This is a genomic window from Pseudomonas bharatica, assembly GCF_048586865.1.
GTDB lineage: Bacteria > Pseudomonadota > Gammaproteobacteria > Pseudomonadales > Pseudomonadaceae > Aquipseudomonas > Aquipseudomonas bharatica.
Genome location: NZ_JBMAWR010000033.1, coordinates 24,446 through 48,515, shown reverse-complemented (window position 1 = coordinate 48,515; position 24,070 = coordinate 24,446). Strand labels below are relative to the sequence as shown.

The window sequence follows — 24,070 nt, the reverse complement described above, 5'->3', positions numbered from 1 at the left end:
CCCCCCCCCCCCCCCCCCCCCGCTCCCACAGGGTACGCGTCGTGCTTTGGAACGGTTCTCTGCGCGACAGCACAGGCTGAAGGACACCTCAACCCAACAAGTCATGCATCGCGATGATCTGCTCCGCCACCTGCACCAGCTTCTGCTGCTTGCTCATGGCCTGCCGGCGCATCAGGGTGTAGGCCTGTTCTTCGTCGCAGTCCTTCATCTTCATCAGCAGGCCCTTGGCCAGTTCGATGCGCTTGCGCTCCGCCAGTTGCTGGTCGCGCGCCTGGAGCTGGGCCTTGAGCGCCTGGTCGCTTTCGAAGCGGGCCATGGCCACGTCGAGGATCGGTTGCAGGCGCCGGGCATGGATGCCTTCGACGATATAGGCGCTGACCCCGGCCTGGATCGCCTGGCGCATCACCGCCGGATCGTGCTCGTCGGTGAACATCACGATCGGCCGCGGCAGGTCGCGGCTGACCAGCACCACCTGGTCCATCACGTCGCGGCCCGGTGACTCGGTATCGATCAGGATCACGTCCGGACGCACCGCTTCGACGCGCGCCGGCAGGTCGATGGTCAGGCCGGACGCCTCGATCACCTCGAAGCCGGCCTCGACCAACGCCGTGCGCAGGCGGCCGACCTTTTTTTCGGTGTCGTCGATCAACAGGATTCGCAGCATCAGGGCAACTCCCGTTACTGGCCGGACAGGGCATGCAGGCGGAAGCCATGGGCGTAGCCGCGCGGGTCGCTGCCATCCCAGACGCTGCCATCGATCAATTGGCTGCTGCGCATCGACGCCACGGGACAGTCGATGCCCAGGCTGGTCGCCGCATCGCGGTACAGGCCCAGTTGCTGCACCTCGCGGGCGACCGCGAGGTAGTCGGGGTCGTCGCGCAGCAGGCCCCAGCGGCGGAACTGCGTCATGAACCACATGCCGTCCGAAAGCCATGGCAGGTTGGCCCGGCCATCGTCGTGCAGGCGCAGGCCGTGGGCATCGTGCCAGTGATTGCCGAGGCCGTCGCTGTAGTCGCCCAGCATGCGCGGTTCGATGTCCGCCAGCGGCGCATCAAGATAGTTTTCAGCGCTGAGCAGGCGTGCGGTGGCCCGCAGGTTTTCCGGGCTTTGTTCGATAAAGCGGCTGGCGGCGAGTACCGAGGCGACCAGCGCCCGAGCGCTGTTGGGGTATTGCCGGGCGAAGCCGGCGGTGCTCGCCAGGACCTTTTCCGGGTGGTCCGGCCAGATCGACTGGCTGGTGGCCAGGGTAAAGCCCATGCGCTGGTTCACCGCATTGGCCGACCAGGGCTCGCCAACGCAGAAGCCGTCGATGCGTCCGGCACGCAGGTGCGCAACCATCTGCGCCGGTGGCACCACCACGCTGTTGACGTCCTGCAAAGGGTGAATGCCCTGGCTGGCGAGCCAGTAGTACAGCCACATGGCGTGAGTGCCTGTGGGAAAAGTCTGCGCGAACGTCAGTTTTGTCCGACTTTGGTGCACGTGACGTTCCAGTGCCTCAGGGCTGGTCACGCCAATCGCCTGCAAGTCCGGCGACAGGTTGATCGCCTGTCCGTTGTGGTTCAGGCCCATCAGCACCGCCATGGACGTCGGGGCAACGCCGCCGATGCCCAGGTGTACCGCGTAGGTCAGGCCATACAGGCAATGGGCGGCATCCAGTTCGCCGCTGAGCAGCCCGTCGCGCAGCCCGGCCCAGGAGGTCTGGCGCTTGAGGTTGAGGGTCAGGCCGTGGGGCTGGGCAAAGCCTTGGGTGGCGGCCACCACCAGCGGCGCGCAGTCGCTCAGGGCCATGAAGCCGATGTTCAGGCTGGTTTTTTCCGGTGCATCGCTGCCATGCAGCCATGCCAGGGGGGAGGGAGAAAAATCGGTCATCGCAGTGCAGTCGCCCGGCAGGTAAAGCGCTTGGCCGATGCGCGCACGGCGCCGGCCCCATGCAGGCGCTCAAGCAACCCATATGCCAAGGCGCTGTCATGCAACCGCCGCCATGGCTATAATCGCCACCTCTCCAAATCCTGAGCCAAGCCCGCCCATGTATACCCTGGCCCGCCAGCTGTTGTTCAAACTGTCCCCGGAAACTTCCCACGACCTGTCGCTCGACCTGATCGGTGCCGGCGGCCGCCTGGGCCTCAACGGACTGTTGACCAAGGCGCCGGCGCGCCTGCCGGTGAAGGTCATGGGCCTGGACTTCCCCAATCCGGTGGGCCTGGCCGCTGGCCTGGACAAGAACGGCGCGGCCATCGACGGTTTCGCCCAGCTCGGTTTCGGCTTCGTCGAGATCGGCACCGTGACCCCGCGCCCGCAGCCGGGCAACCCGAAGCCGCGGATCTTCCGCCTGCCGCAGGCCGAGGCGATCATCAACCGCATGGGCTTCAACAACCTCGGCGTGGACAACCTGATCGAGCGCGTGCGCGCCGCTCGCTACCAGGGCGTGCTGGGCATCAATATCGGCAAGAATTTCGACACCCCGGTCGAGCGCGCCGTGGACGACTACCTGATCTGCCTGGACAAGGTCTACAACCATGCCAGCTACATCACCGTCAACGTCAGCTCGCCCAACACCCCGGGCCTGCGCAGCCTGCAGTTCGGCGACTCGCTCAAGCAACTGCTGGACGCCCTGGCCGTGCGCCGTGAAGAACTGGCCCTGAACCACGGCAAGCGCGTCCCGGTGGCGATCAAGATCGCGCCGGACATGACCGACGAGGAAACCGCGCTGGTCGCCTCGGCCCTGCTGGAGTCGGGAATGGATGCGGTGATTGCCACCAACACCACCCTCGGCCGCGAAGGTGTCGAAGGGCTGGAGCATGGCGACGAAGCGGGCGGCCTGTCCGGTGCCCCGGTGCGCGAGAAGAGCACCCACACGGTGAAGGTCCTGGCGGGCGAGCTGGCCGGGCGCATGCCGATCATCGCGGCGGGCGGTATCACCGAAGGTCGCCATGCGGCCGAGAAGATCGCAGCCGGTGCGAGCCTGGTGCAGATCTACTCCGGCTTCATCTATAAGGGCCCGGCGTTGATCCGTGAGTCGGTAGATGCCATCGCCGCGATGCCCGGAAGATAATTTGTAAGAGAAGGGTCTGCGCGGCGATCAGGCAAGGCGAAGACAGGCTCGGAAGCGGAGTTGACTGGTTGTCAATGAGCATTCCGAGCCTGTCTTCAACGCAGCATGATCGTCGCGCAGGCACTTCGAAGCCAATAAAAAGGGCCCCGAAAGGGGCCCCTGGGCCTTAGCCCGCCGCCCGGATAGGGCGCGCATGTAAAACGGTTGAAACGGTTACGCTCCTCGATCAGCCAACGGCGTGAACTTCGTTGAGTCTATGGATACCTGCGGTGCCGGTCATTCCATCCCAGTTGTCGCCCCGTCCCTCGCGCCAGCCATTGATCCATGCCTGGCGCACCGACGGTAGGGTGAAGGGGCAAAGCTCCCGGGATTTGCCGGTGACTCCGTATTGGTAGCCACGTGAAAATGCTCTTTCCAACGGATCACGCTTAAGTCTTCTCATAGGGTACTGCCCTCATTTGTTGACTGTAATGTCCCGTCGACCTCGTTGAGGTCGGGCAGATTCTTTCTGCCGGTGTGCGCTCGCTGCCGGCGTGGCGAGCAGAAGTGTCGTACCGTTGCGGTCACGACCTGAGTTGAGTTCTAACCAATGGGGCGAAGCGTGTGAACGAACGAATTGTCATAAGCACGTAACCTTTCCATGGGTGAGGGGATAAGTAAAAAATTGCGTCAGAGGCAGATCTCGGGTAAAGCCAACTATCATCAGGAGTTACCCGGCCTTTGCAGCAAAAGGCCATCGCCGCGAAGGTTTTCCGGCGCTGACCGACTAAACGACGAAGGGTCGCATTCGCATCCTTCAGCAACAGAATTTTTCGTTCTGCCTGGCGATCAAAGCCTTTTTGCTGTCCGCGAAAAGGCATCGCGGGTGGCCCGGCATATCGGGTTTGTACTTATCGTACAAAGCCAGTGCCACTCGGGTGCTTGCGGAAGGCACCCGATCAAACTCTGGAGAGCGATGCGTTCGCTTCTTCACTACAAGGCTGGACTTGACCCATGTCGGACCGTTTCGAACTCTACCTCACCTGTCCCAAAGGCCTGGAAGGCCTGCTTGCCGATGAGGCCCGCGGCCTCGGCCTGGAGGATGTGCGCGAGCACACTTCGGCCCTGCGCGGCTCGGCCGATATGGAAACCGCCTACCGGTTGTGCCTCTGGTCGCGCCTGGCCAACCGCGTGCTGCTGGTGCTCAAGCGCTTCGATATGAAGAACGCCGACGACCTGTACGACGGCGTCCATGATGTTGACTGGCAGGAGCACCTGGACGCCGCCGGCACCCTGGCCGTGGAGTTCAGCGGCCACGGTTCGGGCATCGACAACACCCACTTCGGTGCCCTCAAGGTCAAGGACGCCATCGTCGACAAGCTGCGCAACGCCCAGGGCGAGCGGCCGTCGATCGACAAGCTCAACCCGGACCTGCGCGTGCACCTGCGCCTGGAGCGTGGCGAGGCCATCCTGTCCCTCGACCTGTCCGGCCACAGCCTGCACCAGCGCGGCTACCGCCTGCAGCAGGGCGCCGCGCCGCTCAAGGAAAACCTCGCTGCCGCCGTGCTGATCCGCGCCGGCTGGCCGCGCATCGCCGCCGAGGGCGGAGCCCTGGCCGACCCGATGTGCGGTGTCGGGACCTTCCTCGTCGAAGCAGCGATGATCGCCGCCGATATCGCGCCCAACCTCAAGCGCGAGCGCTGGGGCTTCACCTCCTGGCTCGGCCACGTGCCGGCGCTGTGGCGCAAGGTCCATGACGAAGCCCGCGCCCGTGCCGAAGCCGGGCTGGCCCGTCCGCCGCTGTGGATCCGCGGTTACGAAGCCGATCCGCGCTTGATCCAGCCGGGGCGCAATAACGTCGAGCGCGCCGGGCTGAGCGATTGGGTCAAGATCTACCAGGGCGAAGTCGGTACCTTCGAGCCGCGCCCGGACCAGAACCAGAAAGGCCTGGTGATCAGCAACCCGCCCTACGGCGAGCGCCTTGGCGACGAAGCCAGCCTGCTCTACCTCTACCAGAACCTTGGCGAGCGCCTGCGCCAGGCCTGTCTCGGCTGGGAAGCGGCGGTGTTCACCGGTGCCCCGGACCTGGGCAAGCGCATGGGCATTCGCAGCCATAAGCAATATGCGTTCTGGAACGGCGCCTTGCCGTGCAAGCTGCTGCTGATCAAGGTGCAACCGGACCAGTTCGTAACCGGCGAGCGCCGCAGCGCCGAGCGCAACCAGGACCAGGAGCGCCCGGCCCAGGCCGCTGCCGCCGAGCCGGCGCGCCTGAGCGAGGGCGGGCAGATGTTCGCCAACCGGCTGCAAAAGAACCTCAAGCAACTGGGCAAGTGGGCCAAGCGCGAGCACATCACCTGCTACCGCCTGTATGACGCCGACATGCCCGAGTACGCCCTGGCTGTCGATCTCTACCAGGGCTGGGTGCATGTGCAGGAATACGCCGCACCGCGTTCGGTCGATCCGGAAAAGGCCCAGGCCCGGTTGTTCGATGCGCTGGCGGCCATCCCGCAGGCGCTGGGCGTGGATCAGAGCAAGGTGGTGGTCAAGCGCCGCGAGCGGCAGAGCGGCACCCGCCAGTACGAGCGGCAGAACAGCCAGGGACAATTCCTCGAAGTCAGCGAAGGCGGGGTCAAGCTGCTGGTCAACCTGACCGACTACCTGGACACCGGCCTGTTCCTCGACCACCGCCCGATGCGCATGCGCATCCAGCGCGAGGCCGCCGGCAAGCGCTTCCTCAACCTGTTCTGCTACACCGCCACGGCCAGCGTGCACGCAGCCAAGGGCGGCGCGCGCAGCACCACCAGCGTCGACCTGTCGAAAACCTACCTGGACTGGGCGCGGCGCAACCTGTCGCTCAATGGCTACTCGGACAAGAACCGCCTGGAGCAGGGCGATGTGATGGCCTGGCTGCAGGGCAACCGCGAGCAGTACGACCTGATCTTCATCGACCCGCCGACCTTCTCCAACTCCAAGCGCATGGAAGGGGTGTTCGACGTGCAGCGCGACCACGTGCAGCTGCTCGACCTGGCCATGGCCCGCCTGGCGCCGGGGGGCGTGCTGTACTTCTCCAACAACTTCCGCAAGTTCCAGCTCGACGAGCACCTGCAGGCGCGTTACGCCGTCGAGGAAATCAGCGCCACCACCCTGGACCCGGATTTTGCACGCAACAGCAAGATCCATCGGGCCTGGCGCATCCAGGCCCGGTGATCCGAATGACGACCGAGGGGCTCTCGCGAGTGTGGCGACTGGCTATTATTGAAGAGAGCCCTGAGAGCCGTTACCGGCTGGCGTCCTGAGTGCTTGCCCATGTCGAAGCCGAAAATGCTCGGTTTTATCAGCGAAGAAGTGTCCGCCTGGCTGGTGGCCTTCGTCGCCCTGGTGGTTGGCGGCCTGCTGACCGCCTTGCTCGCGCTCGCCGCCAGCAAGCTTTCCCAGCAGCAACTGACGCAGCGTTTCGAGTTGCTCGCCAACGAGCGCTATAGCCGCATCGAAGAGCGCATGGAAGACCAGGTGCAACGCCTGGACAGCCTGCGCCGGTTCTTCGTCTACGCCCAGGAAATCACCCGCGACGAATTCGACGGCTATGTCGGCCCTTTGCTGCACCGCTCCCAGGCGTACTCCTGGGCGCCACGGGTCAGCGCGGAGCAACGCGCGGGTTTCGAGCGCCAGGGGCGCAGGCTGTTCGGCCAGGACTTCAGCATCCGTGAAGTCGGTGAGGGCGGGGTGCTGCAACCGTCGCCGGCGCGGCCCCTGTACTATCCGGTGCTGTTCAGCCAGACCCTCAGCCAGTTGCCTCCGCCGCTGGGCTTCGACCTGCTGTCCCAGCCGCTGCGTCGCGACACCGTGCAACGCGCCAGCACCCCCGGTTCCATGGCCGCCTCCGCGCCACTCGACCTGATCGGCGTGGCGCCGGCCTATACCCGCGGCATGCTGATGGTTGCGCCGGTGTTTGCCGCCGGTGCCAGCGGCGGGGAACCCAAGGGCTATGTAATGGCGGTGCTGAGCATGCGCCAGTTGATGGCCGACGGCCTGCCCAGTGCCGCCGAGGACAACCTGGTGGTGCGGATTCTCGATCTGTCGTCGCCGTCCGGGCCGGAATCGCTGTTCGAATCGGGCAACCAGGCTGCTGAATCATCGTTGCAGGTGCGCAAGGTCCTGCATCTGGCCGACCGTACCTATCAATTGGATATGTCTCCCAGTCAGGAATTTCTTCAGGACAATCGCTCCTCGGCCATGGGCGTGGCCTTCGTCGGCGGCCTGCTGAGCCTGTTGCTCAGCGCCTTGCTGTTCAGCCTGTTCAGCCAGCGGCAGCGCGCCCTGACCCTGGTGGAGCAGCGCACCGCCGAGCTGCGCATCAGCGAACAAAGCCTGCGCGATACCCACAACCAGCTGCGCAGCGTCCTCGATGCTGCCACCCAGGTCGCGATCATCGCCACCGACCTGCACGGGGTGATCAGCACCTTCAATGCCGGTGCCGAGCGCATGCTGGGCTACAGCGCCGCCGAGGCGCTGGGCAAGCTGACCCTGGAAAGCCTGCTGCTGCCCGAGGAAGTCCAGGAGCGCGCGCGCTCCATGAGCCTGCGTTTCGGCCGGGAGATCAGCGGCAGCCAGGCCCTGCTGGACGACGACGTGTCTCCGGCGGACCAGGAGCCGGGCGAATGGACGCTGCGGCGCAAGGACGGCAGCCTGCTGCCAGCGAACATGCTGGTGACCGCAGTGCTGGATGAATACGGCCTATGGGTCGGGCACCTGGCGATCTGCATCGACATCACCGAGCGCAAGCGCGTGCACGAGGCGCTGGAAGCGCGCGATCGCCTGCTGGAGAAACTCACGGCCCAGGTGCCAGGCGGCATCTATCAGTTCCGTCTCGATCCCGATGGCCGTTCCTGCTTCAGCTATTCCAGCGAGGGCCTGCGGGACATCTACGAGGTCGAGCCCGAGTTGCTCAGGCAGGACGCAACCACGGTGTTCGAGCGGATCCATCCCGATGACCTGGTGCGGGTGCGCAGCTCGATCCGCGACTCCGCCGCGCAACTCACGCCCTGGCGCGAGGAATACCGGGTCAACCTGCCCAAGGCCGGCGTGCGCTGGGTGCGCGGCGAAGCGACGCCGGAGCGGCTGGCCAATGGCGGGACCCTGTGGCACGGCTATCTCACCGACATCTCCGATCTGAAACGGGTCGAAGAGGAACTGCGCGCGCTGTCTGTCACCGACTCGCTGACCGGCATCCACAACCGCCGCTATTTCCAGGAGCGACTCAAGGCCGAACTGGAGCGTGCGCAGCGCGGTGGCCAGGACCTGGCGGTGATCATGCTGGATATCGACCACTTCAAGCAGATCAACGACCACTTCGGCCATGCGGTGGGCGACCTGGTATTGCAGAGCCTGTGCCAGCGCATCAGCAACCGGCTGCGGCGTACCGATGTGTTCTGTCGGTTGGGCGGGGAGGAGTTCATGGTGTTGTGCCCGGGCAGCAATGCCAGCCAGGCGCACTCGCTGGCGCTGGAGTTGTGGCAGGGCGTGCGCAGCGTGCCGGTGGAGGGAGTAGGGCGGGTGACTGCGAGCTTCGGTGTGGCCGGCTGGCGACCGGGGGAAGGGGCTGATGCCTTGCTGCTGCGGGCTGATTCGGGTGTCTATGCGGCCAAGCAGGGCGGGCGGGACCGGGTCGAGGCCGAGCAGCCCTGATCTTTATTGCTCATACCGGCCTCATCGCCGGCAACGCCGGCTCCCACAGGTTTGGCGGTGTATTCGATACTTGTGGGAGCCGGCGTTGCCGGCGATGAGGCCATCAGCAACAGCGAAAAACCTCAGGGCTGGCTTGCCAGTGCCGCCTTCGGCTGCTTGTACAGCTCCAGCAATACCTGGTCCAGCACCGCCGAAGCCCCCCAGGGGCGTGGGTCGTTGAGGATCGCCGTGACCGCCCAGGTGGTGCCGTTGCTGTCACGGCTGAACCCGGCGATCGCCCGTACGGTGTTCAGGGTGCCGGTCTTGATATGCGCTTCCCCGGCCATCGCCGTGCGCTTCAGACGCTTGCGCATGGTGCCGTCCATGCCGGTCAACGGCAGCGAGCTGATGAACTCGGCGGCGTACGGGCTCTTCCAGGCGGCCTGCAGCATGGTCGCCATTTCCCGTGCACTGACCCGCTCGGCACGGGACAGCCCGGAGCCGTTCTCCATCACCAGGTGCGAGGCGATGATGCCTTTCTTCGCCATCCATTGCCGCACCACCCGCTGGGCGGCGCGGGCGTCGTCACCGTCGGCATCGGTGCGGTAGCGCGCGCCAAGGCTGAGGAACAGTTGCTGGGCCATGGTGTTGTTACTGTACTTGTTGATGTCGCGGATGATCTCCACCAGGTCCGGCGAGAAGGCACGGGCCAGCAGGCGCGCGTTCTTTGGCACTTCCTCGACCCGGTTGCGGCCCTGGATGGTACCGCCCAGCTCGCTCCAGATCGCCCGCACCGCGCCGGCGGCGTAGGTCGGGTGGTCGAGCAGCGACAGGTAGGTCTGCGAGTTGCAACCTTCGGCGAGCTGGCCGGTTACGGTCACGCTGACGCCGTCGGCCTGTTGCACCGGGTTGTAGCGCACATCGCCCGTGCATTGCTTGCCGGCCACGGCCTTGACCTGGTTGTCGATGCGGATGCTGGCGATCGGCGGCTCCACCGAAACCAGGACCCGGCCACCGTCATTGCGGGCAACGAAGCGTAGCGCCTTGAGGTTGACCAGCAGCGAGTCGGGCTTGACCAGGAACGGCTTGTTCTCGTCGCCACCATCATCGTTGAACTGCGGCAGTTGCGGCTGGATGAAATGGCTGCGGTCGAGGACCAGGTCGCCGGTGATGGTCTGCACGCCGTTGGCCCGCAGGTCGCGCATCAGCAACCAGAGCTTTTCCATGTTCAGCTTGGGGTCGCCGCCGCCCTTGAGGTACAGGTTGCCGTTGAGCACGCCGTTGCTCAGCGGCCCGTCGGCATAGAACTCGGTTTTCCATTGGTAGGTAGGGCCGAGCATTTCCAGGGCGGCGTAGGTAGTGACCAGCTTCATGGTCGAGGCCGGGTTGACCGAGACGTCGGCATTGAAAATGGTCGGGGTGCCCGGGCCGTTGAGCGGGATCATCACCAGGGACAGGGCGGAATCGTCGAGCTTGTTGGCCTTGAGCGCCTGCTGCACCTTGGGCGGCAGGCTGGAATTGGCGGGTGCGGCGGATGCCGGCAAGGCGAAGGGCAGAAGCAGGCCGGCGAACAACAGCGAACGAAGGGATGGGGTCATAAGCACTGGAACCCTGCACGCAGAAGGGTGAATTGAAACGGGGCTTTACAAGATGATGGCCCCGACTGGCAAAAATGATAGCGCGCATTATGCCCCAAGCCTGTGCCGGTGTGCGTTGCGATACGCATGCCTGCTACGGTTTTGTCGGGTTTTCCCGGGCATAAGGAAGGCGAAACTGGTAAAGTGCGCGGCGTTATTACTCAAGAGGATTGTTTCATGGCTACCAACCGTTCCCGCCGTCTGCGCAAAAAGCTCTGTGTAGACGAATTCCAGGAACTGGGTTTCGAGCTGAACCTGGGCTTCAAGGAAGACCTGAGCGATGAAGCCATCGACGCCTTCCTCGATGCATTCCTGGCCGAAGCCATGGATGCCAACGGCCTGGACTATGTTGGCGGTGACGATTTCGGCCTGGTCTGCCTGGCCAAGCGTGGCTCGGTCAGCGAAGAGCAGCGCGCTGCCGTCGAAGCCTGGCTGAAGGGCCGCAGCGAACTGACCAGCATCGAGGTCGGCCCGCTGGTCGACGCCTGGTACCCGGAAAAGCCGATCAACAAGGCCTGATGAACGTAGCGCGGCGGCCCATGGGCTGCCGCGCTGCTTTTCAGCTCTTGTCTTCCCCGCCAGCGTTCGCTGGCCCCGGCAGATTCCCCAGGGTCTGGCGCAGTGTCTGGTCGACCCTGCGCATCTGCCGCAGCACCTGCCGCTTGCGGCGCCTGAGCACCGGCTCGGGGGCATAGCGCGCACAGACTTCCTCGAGTTTTTCACAGGCCAGGATCAGTTCCTCGGCCTGGACGATGCGCGCCACCCCGAGAATCTGGTGCGCGACGCTTTTCAGTTGTTGCGGGTCGCCGTGGGTGTCGGTGGCGATAAGCCGCTGCTGGTCATCGGGGCTGCTGCGCAGCAGGGTCTCCAGCAGGCGCCGCAGTTCCTGCGGACAATCGCCGATGATCGGTTGCAGGCCGGTCAGGTCGATCAAGGCCGGCGCCTTGTGCAAGGTTACGCCGGCCAGGCGTTGACCCAGGGTGTGCAAGCCGATGGGCTTGAGCAGGCAATCGTCCATGCCGGCCTGCAGGCAGTGTTCGCGGACTTCCGGCTGGGCGTTGGCGGTGTAGCCGAGGATGATGCAGGCGGGGCGTTGCCGACGTTTTTCTTCCTCGCGTACGGCCCGGGTGAACTCATAGCCGTTCATGCCGGGCATGTTGCAATCGACGATCAACACATCGAAGCGAGCTTCGCGCCAGAGCGCCAGGGCCTCTTCGCCGTTGTCCAGGCAGCGGTAGTGCACGCCGAGGAATTCCAGTTGCTGGGCCACCAGTTGCAGATTGGCAGGATGGTCGTCCACCACCATGACCCTGAGGCTGGCGCTGGGCATGGGCGGCGCTGCTTCGCCGGGTTGCGCTTCGGCGCTTTCCGGCAGGCTGCGCAGGGGCAGGGTGACACGGATCTCGGTGCCCTCGCCGGGTTTGCTGAACAGGCTCAGCCTGCCGCCCATCATTTCGCACAGGCTGCGGCTGATCACCAGGCCCAGGCCAGTACCGCTGCGTGCCTGAGCGCTGTCCGGCTCGACCTGGACGAAGGGCTGGAACAGGCGCTGCTGGTCTTCCGCCGAGATACCGACGCCGGTATCGCACACCGACAGGTCCAGTTGCAGGTCGTGCCGCCCGTTGTCGCCGCCCTCGGGCAGGCTGGACAGGGCCAGGTCGATCCTGACCTGGCCCCAGGTGGTGAACTTGATGGCGTTGCTGACCAGGTTGGAGAGGATCTGCCTGACGCGCAGCGGATCGAGCAATACGTCGCGGTTGGCGCTGCGCGAGATGGTCAGCTTCAGCTCCAGGCCTTTTTCCCGCGCCATGCCGTCGAATACTTCGCCCACTGACTGCACCAGGTGCGCCGGGTTGGCCCGCTCCGGGCTGAGATTGAGATGACCCGATTCGATGCGGGCGATATCGAGGATATCGCCGATGAGCGCCAGCAGGTCGCGGGCGGAGCGGTAGGCGACCTCGATCGCGGCATGCTCCCTTTGCGGATCGCCGGTGCGCTTGAGGGCCAGTTCCAGCATGCCGATCAGGGCGTTCATCGGCGTGCGGATTTCATGGCTCATGGTTGCCAGGAACACGCTTTTCGCACGGTTGGCCGCGTCGGCCTGTTCCTTGGCCAGGCGCAGGTCGTGGATCAGCTGGCGGCGTTCGCTGATGTCCAGCCAGCCGCCGATGATGCCCTTCACCTCGCCCAAGGAGTCACGGTAGGGCAGGACCCAATGGTAGATGGTCTGCTCGGTGTCCTTGAGCATCAGCGGACGATCGACGATCAGCGGCCTGCCCTCGTTCATCACCCGCAGGTAATCGGCCTGGATCTTGCGCGCGTCCTCGGTGACGCCCAGGGGCGCGTCGTGGATCGACTTGCCGAGCACGGCGTCCAGTTCCACGCCGAGGGCCTGCAGGTAACTGTCGTTGCAGGTCTGCAGCAGGCCGTGGCGATCGCGCACATAGATGGGATGGGGGGTGCCGTTGACCATGGCCCGCATGAATTCGAGCTGGTCGTTGAGCGCTCGCTCGGCGGCCTCGCGCTGCTTGATCTGGCGGCGCATCCAGGCATTCCAGGCCAGTGACAGCAGCAACAGGACCACGGTGCCGAGAATGATCTTGAGAATGCTCTGCTGATGGCTTTGCCAGTACGAGTAGGAGCCGCCGCTGTAGCCACGCCAACGGCCATTGATGATGCCCATTTCCTCGGGAACGATGCTGGTCAGGGCCTTGTCGAGGATCGATGCCAGCTCGGGGTTGTTGCGTGAAGTGGCCAGGGAGAAGGTCGCCGGTATGTCGCTGACGGTGGCGCGTATCACCAGATGGCGCTGGGTGGTGAGGTTGAAGTTGGCGTTGATCAGGGCCATGACCATGCCATCCACCTGGCGATTGCGCAGCATGCTGGCGGCCGCGGCGGTGTCTTCGGTGGAGACCAGCTGGATGTCCGGGTAGCGTTGGCGGATGCCTTCGTTGAGCAGGTTGCCGCGGCTCACGGCCAGGCGCCGGCCTTGCAGTTCCTCCAGGGAGCCGGGGGCGTCCTTGCCATCGCGGGTCACCAGGACATAGGAGTTCTCCAGGTACGGACGGCTGATATGCAGCGCCGCTTCCCGTTCCGGGCTGCTGGAAATGGCTGCGATCAATTCGGCGTGGCCATGCTGCACCTGGTCGATCATGTCGCTGATGCCATTGCTGCGCGTGATTTCGAAATGCAGGCCGGTGCGCAGGCGGATGAGTTCCAGCAGATCGGCGGCGATCCCCCGCAGGTTGCCGGAGCGGTCGAAGAAGGTCAGGGGCGCGGCATGCTCGTCCACCGTGACCCGTACCACCGGATTCTTCGCCAGCCACTGTTCTTCGCTGGGTGACAATTGCAGCTTGCGGTCGGTGAGCAGGATGCTGCTGCCGGCGCTCCAGCGCTGGAAGATACTGGCGCGGGTGGTGCTGGTCACGGCTTCGAGGATCTTGTTGATCAAGGTCAGCAGCACCTGGTTGCCCTGTTGCACGGCAAAGCCGAAGCCGGTGGCTTCGTGCTTGGCGAAATTGGCCATCTTGAGGTTGCGCAGGTGACTCTGGTTGAGCAGGTAGTGGGTCGACAGGGTGTCGCCGAGGAACACGTCGGCCTGGTCGAAGGCGACTGCATTGAGCGCGTTATGGTACGAGCTGTAGGTGCGGATGCTGGCGTAGGGGTAGGTGGCGCGCACGTCGGCCAGCGGCAGGTAATGCTCGATCATGCTCAGGCGCAGGTTCTTCAGGCCGGTGTCCAGCGGCCGGGTCTCGTTTTCCCGGGTCACCAGAACCGGCTGGTCTTCGGCGTAGGGCTGGGACAGGGCGACGCCCGGCACGGCGAGATCGTAGCTGTTGGCGCTGCCGAGCAGGTCGATCCGGCCTGCGAGCAGGGCCTGGAGTGCCAGGTCGCGGCTGGCGAAGCGCTTGATCCTCACCGGCAGCCCGAGGGTTGCGCCGAGCAGGCCGGCGTAGTCGGCGGTGACCCCTTCATAGTCGCGGCCGCTGGCGGTCATGTCGAACGGCGGGTAGTCCGGCGCCGAGACGCCCAGTACCAGCTCGTGCCGGTTATGCAGCCAGGCCTGCTGGGCAGGCGTCAGGGCGATCCGCAAGGGCACCTGGGCGCTGCGGCTGAAGAGTTTGAGCGTGTCGTCCGGCGGTGTAGTCGCCTGCGCGCGTTCGAGGCAGAGCCCGAGCAGCAGGCCGAGCAGGAGCGCCTTGCCAAGCATGCGTGCATTCATACCAGTTCGTTGCGTTTGGCCATTTCGATAAGTTCCACCAGCGAGCGCGCCTTGAGTTTTTGCATCAGGCGTTTCTTGTAGGTACTCACCGTCTTGTTGCTCAGGAACATGCCTTCGGCGATTTCCTTGTTGCTTCGGCCCTGGGCGAAAAGTTGCAGGACCATCAACTCGCGGTCATTGACCGATTTGAAGCGTTCTATTTCCTCGGGGGTTTCAATCTGCTGGCGCAACGGGCTGATGGCCTGGCTGGGAAAATAGTTATAGCCGGAAAGTACCGCGCGAATGGCACTTAGCAGTTCGCTCAGGTCTTCCTGTTTGCACACATAGCCGCAGGCGCCGGAGAGCATGCAGCGGATGGCGAACAGTGCCGGCGATTGTGCGGTGAGCACCAGGATCTTCAGCGACAGCGACATGGTATTGAAGCGCGACAGCACTTCCAGGCCGTCCAGGCGGGGAATGCCGATATCGAGGATGACCAGGTCGGGCGGGCTTTCGCGGACCATCTGCATGGCGTCGACCCCGTTATCGGACTCGCCGGCGATCCGGTAGCCTTCGTTCTCCAGCAGCATTCGCAGGGCCAGGCGAATGACAGGATGGTCATCGACAATAAAAACAGAGTGCATGCTCAATCTTCCAAAGGAATGCTTATTGAAGCGGCACCATAGCCCAGATGAGAAGCCTGCACATAAAATGAGTGAGGGTCGGCTTTAATATAGGAATTTTCCTACTTTGTATTCTCTTAATGGCTACAAAGTTGTTTGGGAAGTTTCCATTTTCATGTCGGAAAATAGAGGCAAAGAGCCATATTGCCGTTATACAACGGGGTCCTTCGCAGAGGACCCCGTTGTCATTTAGATCGGGCTTGAACGCCCGGTCATTTCCCGCGCCATCTCGGTCGCGTAGCTGTCGGTCATTCCGGCAATGAAGTCGATCATGCGCAGGAACGCTGCATGCAGGGAGCCGTTCGGGTCCGGCGCGTTGTTACCGAGCAGATCAAGGATGCGTCGGTGCTTGAACGACGGCGTGCGCCCGCCATGCTGCTCCAGGGCCGCGCCACAGAAGGCGTTGAGGAGAATCTCCAGGGTGGTGTAGGCGCCGATTTCATGGAGCGTCTTGCGTTTGTCCTGGAAGATTTTCTTGCGCGCGATGTCCTTGGCCTGGAGCACGCAGCGCTTGGCCGGGCCATCCATATGTTCCACCAGGTCGCCCTGCAGGGTACCGGCCAGCAAGGCGTCCTGCTGTTCGACGAAGGCCCGCGCGGCGGCATTGGTCAGGTGTTCGATGGCCTTGCCGCGAAGGATCGCCAGCTTGCGCCGCCGCGAGTCCTGCGGGCCGAGCTGGCGGTAGGTTTGCGGAAGGTCGTCGCCGACCAGGCCAAGCAGCAGTGCTTCCACTTCCTGGTAATCCAGCAGTTCCATCTCCAGGCCGTCTTCCAGATCGATCAGGGCGTAGCAGATGTCATCCGCCGCTTCCATCAGGTACACCAGTGGATGGCGGGCCCAGCGCTGGTCTTCCAGTTGTGGCAGGCCGAGCTTGCGGGCGATCTGTTCGAGCAGCGGCAGCTCGCTCTGGTAGCAGCCGAACTTGTGCTTCTTGTAGCCAAGGGCGTCGGCGTGGCGTGCGGTCCAGGGATATTTCAGGTAGGTGCCAAGGGTGGCGTAGGTCAGCCGGGTGCCGCCGTCGAACTGGTGATATTCCAGTTGGGTCAGCACCCGGAAACCCTGGGCATTGCCTTCGAAGTTGAGGAAGTCGGCGCGCTCGGTGGGGCTCATCGCATCGAGCCAGCCGCGCCCGGCAGCCTGCTGGAACCAGTGGCGGATGGCGTCCTCACCCGAGTGGCCGAAGGGCGGGTTGCCGATGTCATGCGCCAGGCAGGCCGATTGCACCACCATGCCCAGGTCGCTGGGCTCGCACCAGTCGGGCAGGACCTCGCGCAAGGTTTCGCCAACGCGCATGCCCAGCGAGCGGCCCACGCAACTGACTTCCAGCGAGTGGGTCAGGCGGGTGTGGATATGGTCGTTGCTGGTGACCGGGTGGACCTGGGTCTTGCGCCCGAGGCGGCGGAAGGCACCCGAGAAGATGATGCGGTCGTGATCCTTGTGGAACGGGCTGCGGCCCAGTTCCTCGGAGCTGTGCAGGGTTTTGCCGAGGCGTTCGCGGGTAAGCAGGGTGTGCCAGTCCAAGGCCGGGTCTCCATAACAAGGGGCAGGGGCCTAGCTTCCCGTGTTCCAGGGCCGCGCCGCAAGCTCAAAGTCCGGCGGCGTCCACGTCGATCAGTAACAGGCGGCGTCCGCTGTCGAAGAACTGCCCGGCGGTCAGGCAGTACTGGTTGGTCGTGGCATCGCGATAGGTGTTGGACAGGATCAGCCGGCGCTCGTCCCAACCCTCTGCCAGCAAGTGGTAGAAATACGGCCGCCACGACCAGTTGTGCCCCAGGTAGCTGGAGTCGATGTGCCAGCTGTCCTGGCGCCATTCCAGGTTCGGCGTCAACTGGGTGCCGTGGCGGTCGCAAAGGAAGAAGCGCAGCAGCCAGGGGTAGGCCTTGAGGTCGGGCAGCTTTTCCAGGGCGGCATTGGCCAGGACCCACTGCTGCAATTGCGGCATCAGTTCCACCAGCTGCTGGCGCCGTTGCATCAGCCGCGCGCGCTCTGCCAGCTTGCCATGCACGTATTGCTCGCGTAGCTGGGCGAAGCGCCCGGCGAAGGTCTGCGCGGGGAAGAAGCCAGGTTCGGCGCCCGCGAAGAGAAAACCTTGCAGGTAGCGCGCACCGCATTCCAGGGCGAAGTTCAGCTCGGCCTCGGTCTCTACCCCTTCGGCGATGATCACGCAGCCGGTTTTCTCGGCCATCTGCGCCAGGGCCTTGACCACTTCGCTGCTGGGGCCGCCCCGGGCCGCCGCCTGGAACAGGCGCATGTCGAGCTTGAGGATATCCGGTTGCAGCGAGAGCACGCGGTCCAGTTGCGAATAGCCGGCACCGAAATCGTCGATGGCGACCCGCGCACCGGCCTCCCGGTAGCGCTGCACGACCATCGCCAGGCGTTCGCGGTCACCGCCGGTCTCGGTGATCTCGAACACGACCCGGCGCGGATCGATGCCTTGCTGCTGCAACTGGACGAGGCTTGGCAGCGGCTCGCCAGGTTGCAGTTCGCTGACCCAGCGTGGCGAGATGTTGAGGCTGAGAAACCAGTCTCCCGGGGCCTGGTGGAATTGTCTGAACGCCTGTTCCCGCAGGGTCCGGTCGAGTTTCAACAAGTCGGCGGAGGGCATGTGCGGATCGTTGAACAGCGGCCCTACCGAGCGCAACTGGCCGTCGCTGCGGCGCAGGCGCCCCAAGGCTTCGACGCCAGCGATACGCCCTGTGGCGGTGTCGATGAACGGCTGGAAACAGGCGAGCGGTTGCTCGTCGGACACGGCGACTCCTTGTTGTTCTTGGACGCGGAAGGGCGGCGGACCGCCCGGTCAACGTTCTGCAAGAATGCCGCCAGTTCCGTTAACGACGATTCGGCGGCTGCTGCATGAACAGGCGAATCAAGGGCAGCAGGCCACTGGCCAGCCTGGTCATGCGCGACAGGTTGCCGCTGCGCGCGCCCTTGCCGGTGATGAACCCCAGCAAGACCACGGCACCGATGCCCCACAGCGGCGCATGCTTGATGCCAAGGCCGCCCTGCAGGCCGCTGTGCAGGCTGTCACCCATGCTGCGCAGGCGGGTCAGGGGTTGCAGGGCATTACCGGCTTCGTTGCGGATTTCCTGGCGATGCATCTCCATGCGCAGGCGCACCATTGCCTTGCGCAGTTCCCGGCGATCGGAGGTCTTGGGCAGTTCAGGCAGGCTCATGGCAACAGGCGCTCCCGGTCCTTGGCAAGTTCTTCGAGGGTGCCGCGGAACGGCGACAGCTCGTCATGTACCGCGGTTTTCAGGCGTACGGCGCAGAACAGCGCGGCGATGCCGTAGAACACGCACAGGCCGATGATCCCGGCCAGGCGATAGCTGTCCCACAGCAGCACCAGCAGCAGCGCCGACAGCGCGGTCAGCAGGAGCAGGGCGAAGACCAGGGCCAGGCCTGCGAAGAGCAGGAGGTTGAGGGTGCGGGCCTTCTGTTCCTGCAGTTCGATGCCGAACAGCTCGACATGACCGTGCAGCAGCCCGAGGATCGCCGCGCCGAGGCGCCGCGACGACGAGCCGGGGGATTGGTTTTCCATGGCCAGGCCCTCAGCGCCGACTGGCCAGCAGACCGATCAGGAAGCCCACTCCGGCAGCGATGCCGATGGATTGCCATGGATTGTTCTGCACGTAGTCCTCGGTGCTGGTCAGCGCCGCCTGGCCGCGCTCGCGCAGATCCTGGTTGGTCTGCTGCAGGGTTTCCCGGGCACGCAGCAGGCTGTCGTGGATCTGCGCGCGCAGCTCGTCGGCCTGGTCCCCGGCGAGGGTGGCGGTATGTTCAAGGAGTTTCTCGGTGTCGCGCACCAGGGTCTGGAAATCCGACATGAGGATTTCCTGGGCGGTTTGTGCCTGTTTGCTGGCCATACGGTTCTCCATGAAAGGTTGGCAATCGGAATTTCGAGTGCAGGGCGTTGCTGAAGGTTCAGTCAGACGTCGCTGGTACAGCAATTGCTACGCAGTGGTGCGTTTGGCCTGCGGCTTGCGCCTTTTCCGGGCGTCGAGCCGTCTGGCCTGCTGTTCAACCATAACCCAATTCAAGCCAACCCCGGAAAAATCACCTCGCTCGGGTTTTTTCACCCACGGATGGGCGTCCGACTGATCCAGTCTGGTGCGTCATGGATGTCTCTCGAACTGCTTTGGTGCTTTTTTCTTTTTGCAGGCCTGCCGTCTTCATGGAAAATTTGCAAAGCGCAGTGGACTCCCTGGTCCAGGGCTCCAATACCCTGTTCATCCTTCTCGGCGCAGTCATGGTGCTGGCCATGCATGCCGGTTTCGCCTTTCTTGAAGTCGGCACCGTACGCCACAAGAACCAGGTCAACGCACTGTCGAAGATTCTCAGCGACTTCGCCGTCTCGACCCTGGCGTACTTCTTCATCGGCTACTGGCTGTCCTATGGCACGCATTTCCTGCATCCGGCAGCGACCCTCGGTGCCGAGCATGGCTATGGCCTGGTGAAGTTCTTCTTCCTGCTCACCTTTGCGGCGGCCATCCCGGCGATCATCTCTGGAGGTATCGCCGAGCGGGCACGCTTTGCCCCGCAATTGTGCGCAACCTTGCTGATCGTAGCGTTCGTCTATCCGTTCTTCGAGGGCATCGTCTGGAACGGCAACCTTGGGGTGCAGGCCTGGTTGACCGCGGCCTTTGGCGCGCCGTTCCATGACTTCGCCGGCTCCGTGGTGGTGCACGCCATGGGCGGTTGGTTGGCGCTGGCGGCGGTGCTGTTGCTGGGCCCGCGCAACGGCCGCTATCGCGAAGGGCGCCTGGTCGCCTTCGCGCCGTCGAACATTCCGTTCCTGGCATTGGGTTCGTGGATCCTGATCGTCGGCTGGTTCGGCTTCAACGTGATGAGCGCCCAGACCCTGACGGCGGTCAGCGGCCTGGTGGCGGTCAACTCGTTGATGGCGATGGTCGGCGGCACCGTCGCCGCGCTGCTGGTGGGGCGCAATGACCCTGGCTTCCTGCATAACGGACCGCTGGCCGGCCTGGTGGCGATCTGCGCCGGTTCCGACCTGATGCATCCGGTGGGAGCGCTGGTCACCGGGGCGGTGGCGGGTGCCTTGTTCGTCTGGTGCTTCACCGCGACCCAGAACCGCTGGAAGATCGACGACGTGCTCGGTGTCTGGCCGTTGCATGGCCTGTGCGGGGTATGGGGCGGGATTGCCTGCGGGATCTTCGGGCAGCAGGTGTTCGGCGGGCTGGGCGGGGTGAGCTTCGTCAGCCAGTTGATCGGCAGCGCCGCCGGCGTGTTGGTGGCGCTTGCCGGTGGTTTCATCGTCTACGGTCTGATCAAGCGCGTGCATGGCCTGCGCCTGAGCCAGGAGCAGGAGTACTACGGCGCCGACCTGTCGATCCACAAGATCGGTGCCACCAGCCAGGACTGAGGTATGGGCGCCGCTCTGCGCGGCGCATCGCCGGCAACGCCGGCTCCCACAGTATCCGTGCCGGCCACCGATTCTGCGGCTGGCCAGATACCTTGTGGGAGCCGGCGTTGCCGGCGATTCTGCCTTGAAGACATCACAAAACCTCAGCGGCCAGCCAGCAGGCGCGCCTCGCTGGTCTTGATCGCACTCAGCGGCCCACACACCAGTATCGAATCCCCGGCATGCAGGAACGTCCCGGTGTTCAGGGCCAGTTCGGTGCCGTTACGCTGCACCGCCTGCACTTCCACGCCCAGTTGCTCCAGCGCCAGGTCATCCAGGCGCCGCCCGCAGGCATAGGCGCTGGAAGGCAATTGCACTGCATGCATCAGCACCTTGGGCTGGCCTTCGCTGTCCACCAGGTCGGTCTGCGCGCCCTGGTAGAAACCTTGCAACAGGCGGTAGCGGCTCTGGCGCACTTCCTCGACGGTCTTGCGCACCCGGTCCTCGGGAACGCCGAGCATCACCAGGGCATGGGACGCCAGCATCACGCTGGACTCCAGCACCTCGGGGACCACGGCGCTGGCCCCGGCGGCGCGCAGTTCATCGCGCAGGCTGTCGTCGCGGGTACGCACCAGGATGGGAATCTGCGCGTTGCGCTGGCGTGCGGCCTTGAGTACCTGCATGGCCACGTCGGTATTGTCCACGGCCACCACCAGCAGCCGGGAACGCTCCAGGCCGATGGCTTCGAGCAACTCGCCACGCCGCGAATCGCCATAGTGCACGCAGCTCTCGCCGGCCGCCGCCTCCTGCACCCGCACCGGATCATCGTCCAGGGCGATGAAGGGCAACTGTTCGCGGCGCAGGAAACGGCCTATGGACTGGCCGACCCGACCATAGCCACAGATGATCACGTGCCCCTTGATATCGGCACTCTGCGCTTCGATTTCTTCCAGGTGGACTTCTTCGTTGGGTTTGCGGTGCAGGCGCAGGGCCACGGCCGGTGCGGCGCGCAGGAGCAGGGGCGTGACCAGCATCGAGCAGAAGGTCGCCGCCAGCAGCAATTGGCCCAGTTCGGCGGGGAGCAGGTTGCTTTGCTGCATCTGCGCCATCAGGGCAAAGCAAAACTCGCCGCCCTGGGCCAATGCCAGGCCGCTGCGCCAGGCGGTTTCCGCATCGCTGCCGCGCACCCGCACCAGCGCCGCCACCACCAGGCCCTTGAGCGATAGCAGGCCGAGGGTCAGGGCAAGGATTTCCAGGCCATGGCTGGCGAACAGGTGCAGGTCGATAAGCATGCCGATGCTGACGAAGAACAGGCCCAGCAGGATGTCGCGGAACGGGCGGATGTCCGCCTCGATCTGATGGCGGTAATTGCTTTCGCCCAGCAGCATGCCGGCGAGGAAGGCGCCCAGGGCCGGCGACAGGCCGAGCAGGTGGGTCAGCCAGGCGGTGAGCAATACGATCACCAGGGCCAGCAGCACGAACAGTTCGGCCGAATGGGAACTGGCGACTTCATGGAACAGCCTCGGCAGCAGCCAGCGGCTGGCCAGCAGCAGGCCGACGAACAGGATCACGGTCTTGCCCAGGGTCAGCGGCAGGGCCCAGTACCAGGCCTGACTGGATTCACCGGCGAACACCGGGACCAGGGTCAGCAGCAATACCGCCACCACATCCTGGAACAGCAGCACGCCAATGGCGTTCTGCCCGTGAGTGCTGAAGATCTCGCCCAGGCTGGTCAACTCCTTGGACACGATGGCCGTGGACGACAAGGCCAGGCCGCCACCGAGCAGCAACGCTGCCGTGCTCGGCATGCCCAGCAGCGACAGGGCGCCGGCCAGGGCCAGGCCGCAGAACACTACCTGCAGGCTGCCCAGGCCGAACACCACCTTGCGCAAGGCCAGCATTTTCGACAGGGAGAATTCCAGGCCGAGGGAAAACAGCAGGAAGACCACGCCCATTTCCGCCAGGTCCGGCAGTTCCTCGCTTTCGTTGACCCAGTCCAGCGCCGTAGGGCCGACGAACAGTCCGACGCACAGATAGCCGAGTACCGGCGGCAACTGCAGGCGCCTGAACACCGCGATGACGACCAGCGATGACGCCAGGATGATCAGCAGATTTGCGAACACACCACATACTCCCTGTAAAAACGGCAAAAAACGTCCAGCGTACGGCAAACCCAAGCCAGGCCCCTTGACCCCGGTCAGGTCGTCGCGTTGCGCGCATGCCTGCCTCGACGGACCCGGGGGTGCCCCCTAGAATGAACCTTCCGTTCATTTTGTATCGGTAATTTTCAATGCTTCCTGAATGCCAATTGTTCGGCACACTGGGTTGTCACCTGTGCGAAGTGGCCGAAGCGCTGCTCATGCCGCTGGTGGAGCACGGCCTGCTGGTGGAACTGGTGGATATCGCCGACGATCAGTTGCTGTTCGAGCGTTACGGCCTGCGCATCCCGGTGTTGCGTCGCTGCGACACCGGTGCGGAACTGGACTGGCCGTTCGACGTCGACCAGGTGGTGGCTTTCCTCGGGTAGGTCACCGTTTCACATTTTGATGCACAAGGACGCATGCAATCGTCATCGCGGCGGTTGGAGAATCCGCTGGCACCGGCCGTGGTGGCCGCTGCGGATTTTTTCAGCCAAGGAGTGGCATGCATGTTCCTCACCCCCCATTTCACCCTCGCCGAAATGACGGCCTCGCAGGTCGCCAACCGGACGGGGCTCGACAACAATCCCGACAGCCAGGTCATCGCCAATCTGGTCCGGCTGTGCCAGACCCTCGAGTCGGTACGCAGCTTGATCGGCCAGCCGGTCCTGGTCACCAGCGGCTATCGCAGCGAAGCCTTGAACCGGCAGATCGGCGGTTCGGGGTCCAGCGCCCATATCCGCGGGCTGGCAGCCGACATCATGGCCGTCAGCCTTTCGCCCCGCGAGCTGGCCCGGCGCATCATGGACAGCAACCTGGACTTCGACCAGTTGATCCTGGAATTCGACGGCTGGGTCCATCTGGGCCTGGCCGAACACAAGCACCGCCGCCAGGTGCTGACCATTCGCAAGGGCACCGGCTACCTGCCGGGCTTGCAATGATTCGTTACGTCGATTGACGTTCAACCCGCTCGCCTCCTATGCTGTACATAAATACAGTATGCGGGGCGGGCAGCTTCATGCCCGGAGAAACATGATGGTCAACGTCGAACAACTCAAAGCCAGCGTCAATGCCATGTCCGTCGACCAGGTGCGCGGCGCCGTGGCGGAACTGCGCCTGGAAGGCCTGGTCACCGACGACCGTACGCCGTTCGGCAAGGTTCACTTCAACACCTGCTTCGCCGAGATCGAAGCCCTGTTCCAGCGCGCCGGCTTTCACCGACCGCTGGATGTGGTGGGCTTCGACGGCCAGGCCTATGCCTTGTACGACGCCGGCCGCTGGGAGGCAGTCGATGTGTTGCGCTGGTTGAAGGCAGCCTGTGACACGGCGTCGGTCGAGGCTGGCTGAAGCTGCAGGC

General features: G+C 64.4%; 20 protein-coding genes. 8 read left to right on the top strand and 12 right to left on the bottom strand.

The genetic code is table 11. The features are described from left to right. Positions 1-88: 88 nt before the first annotated feature. Positions 89-664, bottom strand: coding sequence for an ANTAR domain-containing response regulator (locus ACKLLE_RS25460; RefSeq protein WP_009404519.1), 576 nt, complete (start codon positions 662-664; stop codon positions 89-91). Between the two features lie 14 nt (positions 665-678). Next, complete coding sequence (locus tag ACKLLE_RS25455) at positions 679-1,869, bottom strand: CmpA/NrtA family ABC transporter substrate-binding protein (RefSeq protein WP_420059397.1); 1,191 nt, start codon at positions 1,867-1,869, stop codon at positions 679-681. A gap of 157 nt (positions 1,870-2,026) precedes the next feature. Here ACKLLE_RS25455 and ACKLLE_RS25450 point away from each other — a divergent pair, with 157 nt between their 5' ends. After that, positions 2,027-3,052, top strand: coding sequence for a quinone-dependent dihydroorotate dehydrogenase (locus tag ACKLLE_RS25450; protein ID WP_420059396.1), 1,026 nt, complete (start codon positions 2,027-2,029; stop codon positions 3,050-3,052). A 226-nt stretch (positions 3,053-3,278) separates the two neighbouring features. Here the strand turns inward: ACKLLE_RS25450 and rmf are convergent, their stop codons facing one another. Beyond that, positions 3,279-3,494, bottom strand: a complete 216-nt coding sequence (gene rmf / locus ACKLLE_RS25445) for a ribosome modulation factor (protein WP_009404525.1) — start codon at positions 3,492-3,494, stop codon at positions 3,279-3,281. 551 nt (positions 3,495-4,045) lie between these two features. On the opposite strand from rmf, the gene rlmKL reads away from it, so the two are divergent. Then, the gene (gene rlmKL, locus ACKLLE_RS25440; protein ID WP_420059395.1) at positions 4,046-6,238 is read left to right on the top strand and encodes a bifunctional 23S rRNA (guanine(2069)-N(7))-methyltransferase RlmK/23S rRNA (guanine(2445)-N(2))-methyltransferase RlmL; all 2,193 of its coding nucleotides are present in this window, start codon (positions 4,046-4,048) and stop codon (positions 6,236-6,238) included. Positions 6,239-6,337: 99 nt separating this feature from the next. Then, entirely contained in the window at positions 6,338-8,716 is a 2,379-nt protein-coding gene (locus tag ACKLLE_RS25435) for a sensor domain-containing diguanylate cyclase (RefSeq protein ID WP_420059394.1), read from the top strand. A gap of 122 nt (positions 8,717-8,838) precedes the next feature. On the opposite strand, the gene dacB is transcribed toward ACKLLE_RS25435, so the two are convergent. Continuing rightward, entirely contained in the window at positions 8,839-10,293 is a 1,455-nt protein-coding gene (dacB, locus tag ACKLLE_RS25430; RefSeq protein WP_009404531.1) for a D-alanyl-D-alanine carboxypeptidase/D-alanyl-D-alanine endopeptidase, read from the bottom strand. 216 nt (positions 10,294-10,509) lie between these two features. Between dacB and ACKLLE_RS25425 the strand changes: the two genes are divergently transcribed. Beyond that, entirely contained in the window at positions 10,510-10,851 is a 342-nt protein-coding gene (locus ACKLLE_RS25425; RefSeq protein WP_009404533.1) for a YggL family protein, read from the top strand. A 40-nt stretch (positions 10,852-10,891) separates the two neighbouring features. On the opposite strand, the gene ACKLLE_RS25420 is transcribed toward ACKLLE_RS25425, so the two are convergent. The 7 genes from ACKLLE_RS25420 to ACKLLE_RS25390 all read right to left on the bottom strand — a co-directional run bounded on the left by ACKLLE_RS25420 (position 10,892) and on the right by ACKLLE_RS25390 (position 19,079). After that, on the bottom strand, positions 10,892-14,554 hold the full coding sequence (locus tag ACKLLE_RS25420) for a transporter substrate-binding domain-containing protein (protein WP_420059393.1): 3,663 nt from the start codon (positions 14,552-14,554) through the stop codon (positions 10,892-10,894). Further along, entirely contained in the window at positions 14,551-15,177 is a 627-nt protein-coding gene (locus ACKLLE_RS25415) for a response regulator transcription factor (RefSeq protein ID WP_009404540.1), read from the bottom strand. The genes ACKLLE_RS25420 and ACKLLE_RS25415 overlap by 4 nt, the downstream gene beginning before the upstream one ends. 228 nt (positions 15,178-15,405) lie before the next feature. Further along, positions 15,406-16,737 carry a deoxyguanosinetriphosphate triphosphohydrolase gene (locus ACKLLE_RS25410; RefSeq protein WP_009404548.1) on the bottom strand — a complete coding sequence of 444 codons (1,332 nt, stop codon included), beginning with the start codon at positions 16,735-16,737 and terminating at the stop codon, positions 15,406-15,408. 64 nt (positions 16,738-16,801) lie between these two features. Beyond that, positions 16,802-17,965, bottom strand: a complete 1,164-nt coding sequence (locus tag ACKLLE_RS25405; protein WP_009404550.1) for an EAL domain-containing protein — start codon at positions 17,963-17,965, stop codon at positions 16,802-16,804. Between the two features lie 79 nt (positions 17,966-18,044). Next, on the bottom strand, positions 18,045-18,389 hold the full coding sequence (locus ACKLLE_RS25400) for a hypothetical protein (protein ID WP_009404552.1): 345 nt from the start codon (positions 18,387-18,389) through the stop codon (positions 18,045-18,047). Continuing rightward, positions 18,386-18,754, bottom strand: coding sequence for a phage holin family protein (locus ACKLLE_RS25395; protein WP_009404554.1), 369 nt, complete (start codon positions 18,752-18,754; stop codon positions 18,386-18,388). Before ACKLLE_RS25395 ends, ACKLLE_RS25400 begins: the two co-directional genes overlap by 4 nt. A gap of 10 nt (positions 18,755-18,764) precedes the next feature. Continuing rightward, entirely contained in the window at positions 18,765-19,079 is a 315-nt protein-coding gene (locus ACKLLE_RS25390) for an ElaB/YgaM/YqjD family protein (protein WP_009404556.1), read from the bottom strand. A gap of 308 nt (positions 19,080-19,387) precedes the next feature. On the opposite strand from ACKLLE_RS25390, the gene ACKLLE_RS25385 reads away from it, so the two are divergent. Further along, the gene (locus ACKLLE_RS25385; protein ID WP_420059392.1) at positions 19,388-20,596 is read left to right on the top strand and encodes an ammonium transporter; all 1,209 of its coding nucleotides are present in this window, start codon (positions 19,388-19,390) and stop codon (positions 20,594-20,596) included. 143 nt (positions 20,597-20,739) lie between these two features. Here ACKLLE_RS25385 and ACKLLE_RS25380 read toward each other — a convergent pair whose 3' ends face one another. Continuing rightward, a complete protein-coding gene (locus ACKLLE_RS25380) occupies positions 20,740-22,698 on the bottom strand; it encodes a monovalent cation:proton antiporter-2 (CPA2) family protein (protein ID WP_420059391.1) in 1,959 nt (652 codons plus the stop codon). A gap of 167 nt (positions 22,699-22,865) precedes the next feature. Here ACKLLE_RS25380 and ACKLLE_RS25375 point away from each other — a divergent pair, with 167 nt between their 5' ends. The 3 genes from ACKLLE_RS25375 to ACKLLE_RS25365 all read left to right on the top strand — a co-directional run bounded on the left by ACKLLE_RS25375 (position 22,866) and on the right by ACKLLE_RS25365 (position 24,060). Beyond that, on the top strand, positions 22,866-23,102 hold the full coding sequence (locus ACKLLE_RS25375) for a glutaredoxin family protein (protein ID WP_009404566.1): 237 nt from the start codon (positions 22,866-22,868) through the stop codon (positions 23,100-23,102). A 120-nt stretch (positions 23,103-23,222) separates the two neighbouring features. After that, entirely contained in the window at positions 23,223-23,654 is a 432-nt protein-coding gene (locus tag ACKLLE_RS25370) for a D-Ala-D-Ala carboxypeptidase family metallohydrolase (RefSeq protein WP_064303211.1), read from the top strand. Positions 23,655-23,748: 94 nt separating this feature from the next. Then, positions 23,749-24,060 carry a transcriptional regulator gene (locus ACKLLE_RS25365; RefSeq protein ID WP_279899172.1) on the top strand — a complete coding sequence of 104 codons (312 nt, stop codon included), beginning with the start codon at positions 23,749-23,751 and terminating at the stop codon, positions 24,058-24,060. Positions 24,061-24,070 lie beyond the last annotated feature (10 nt).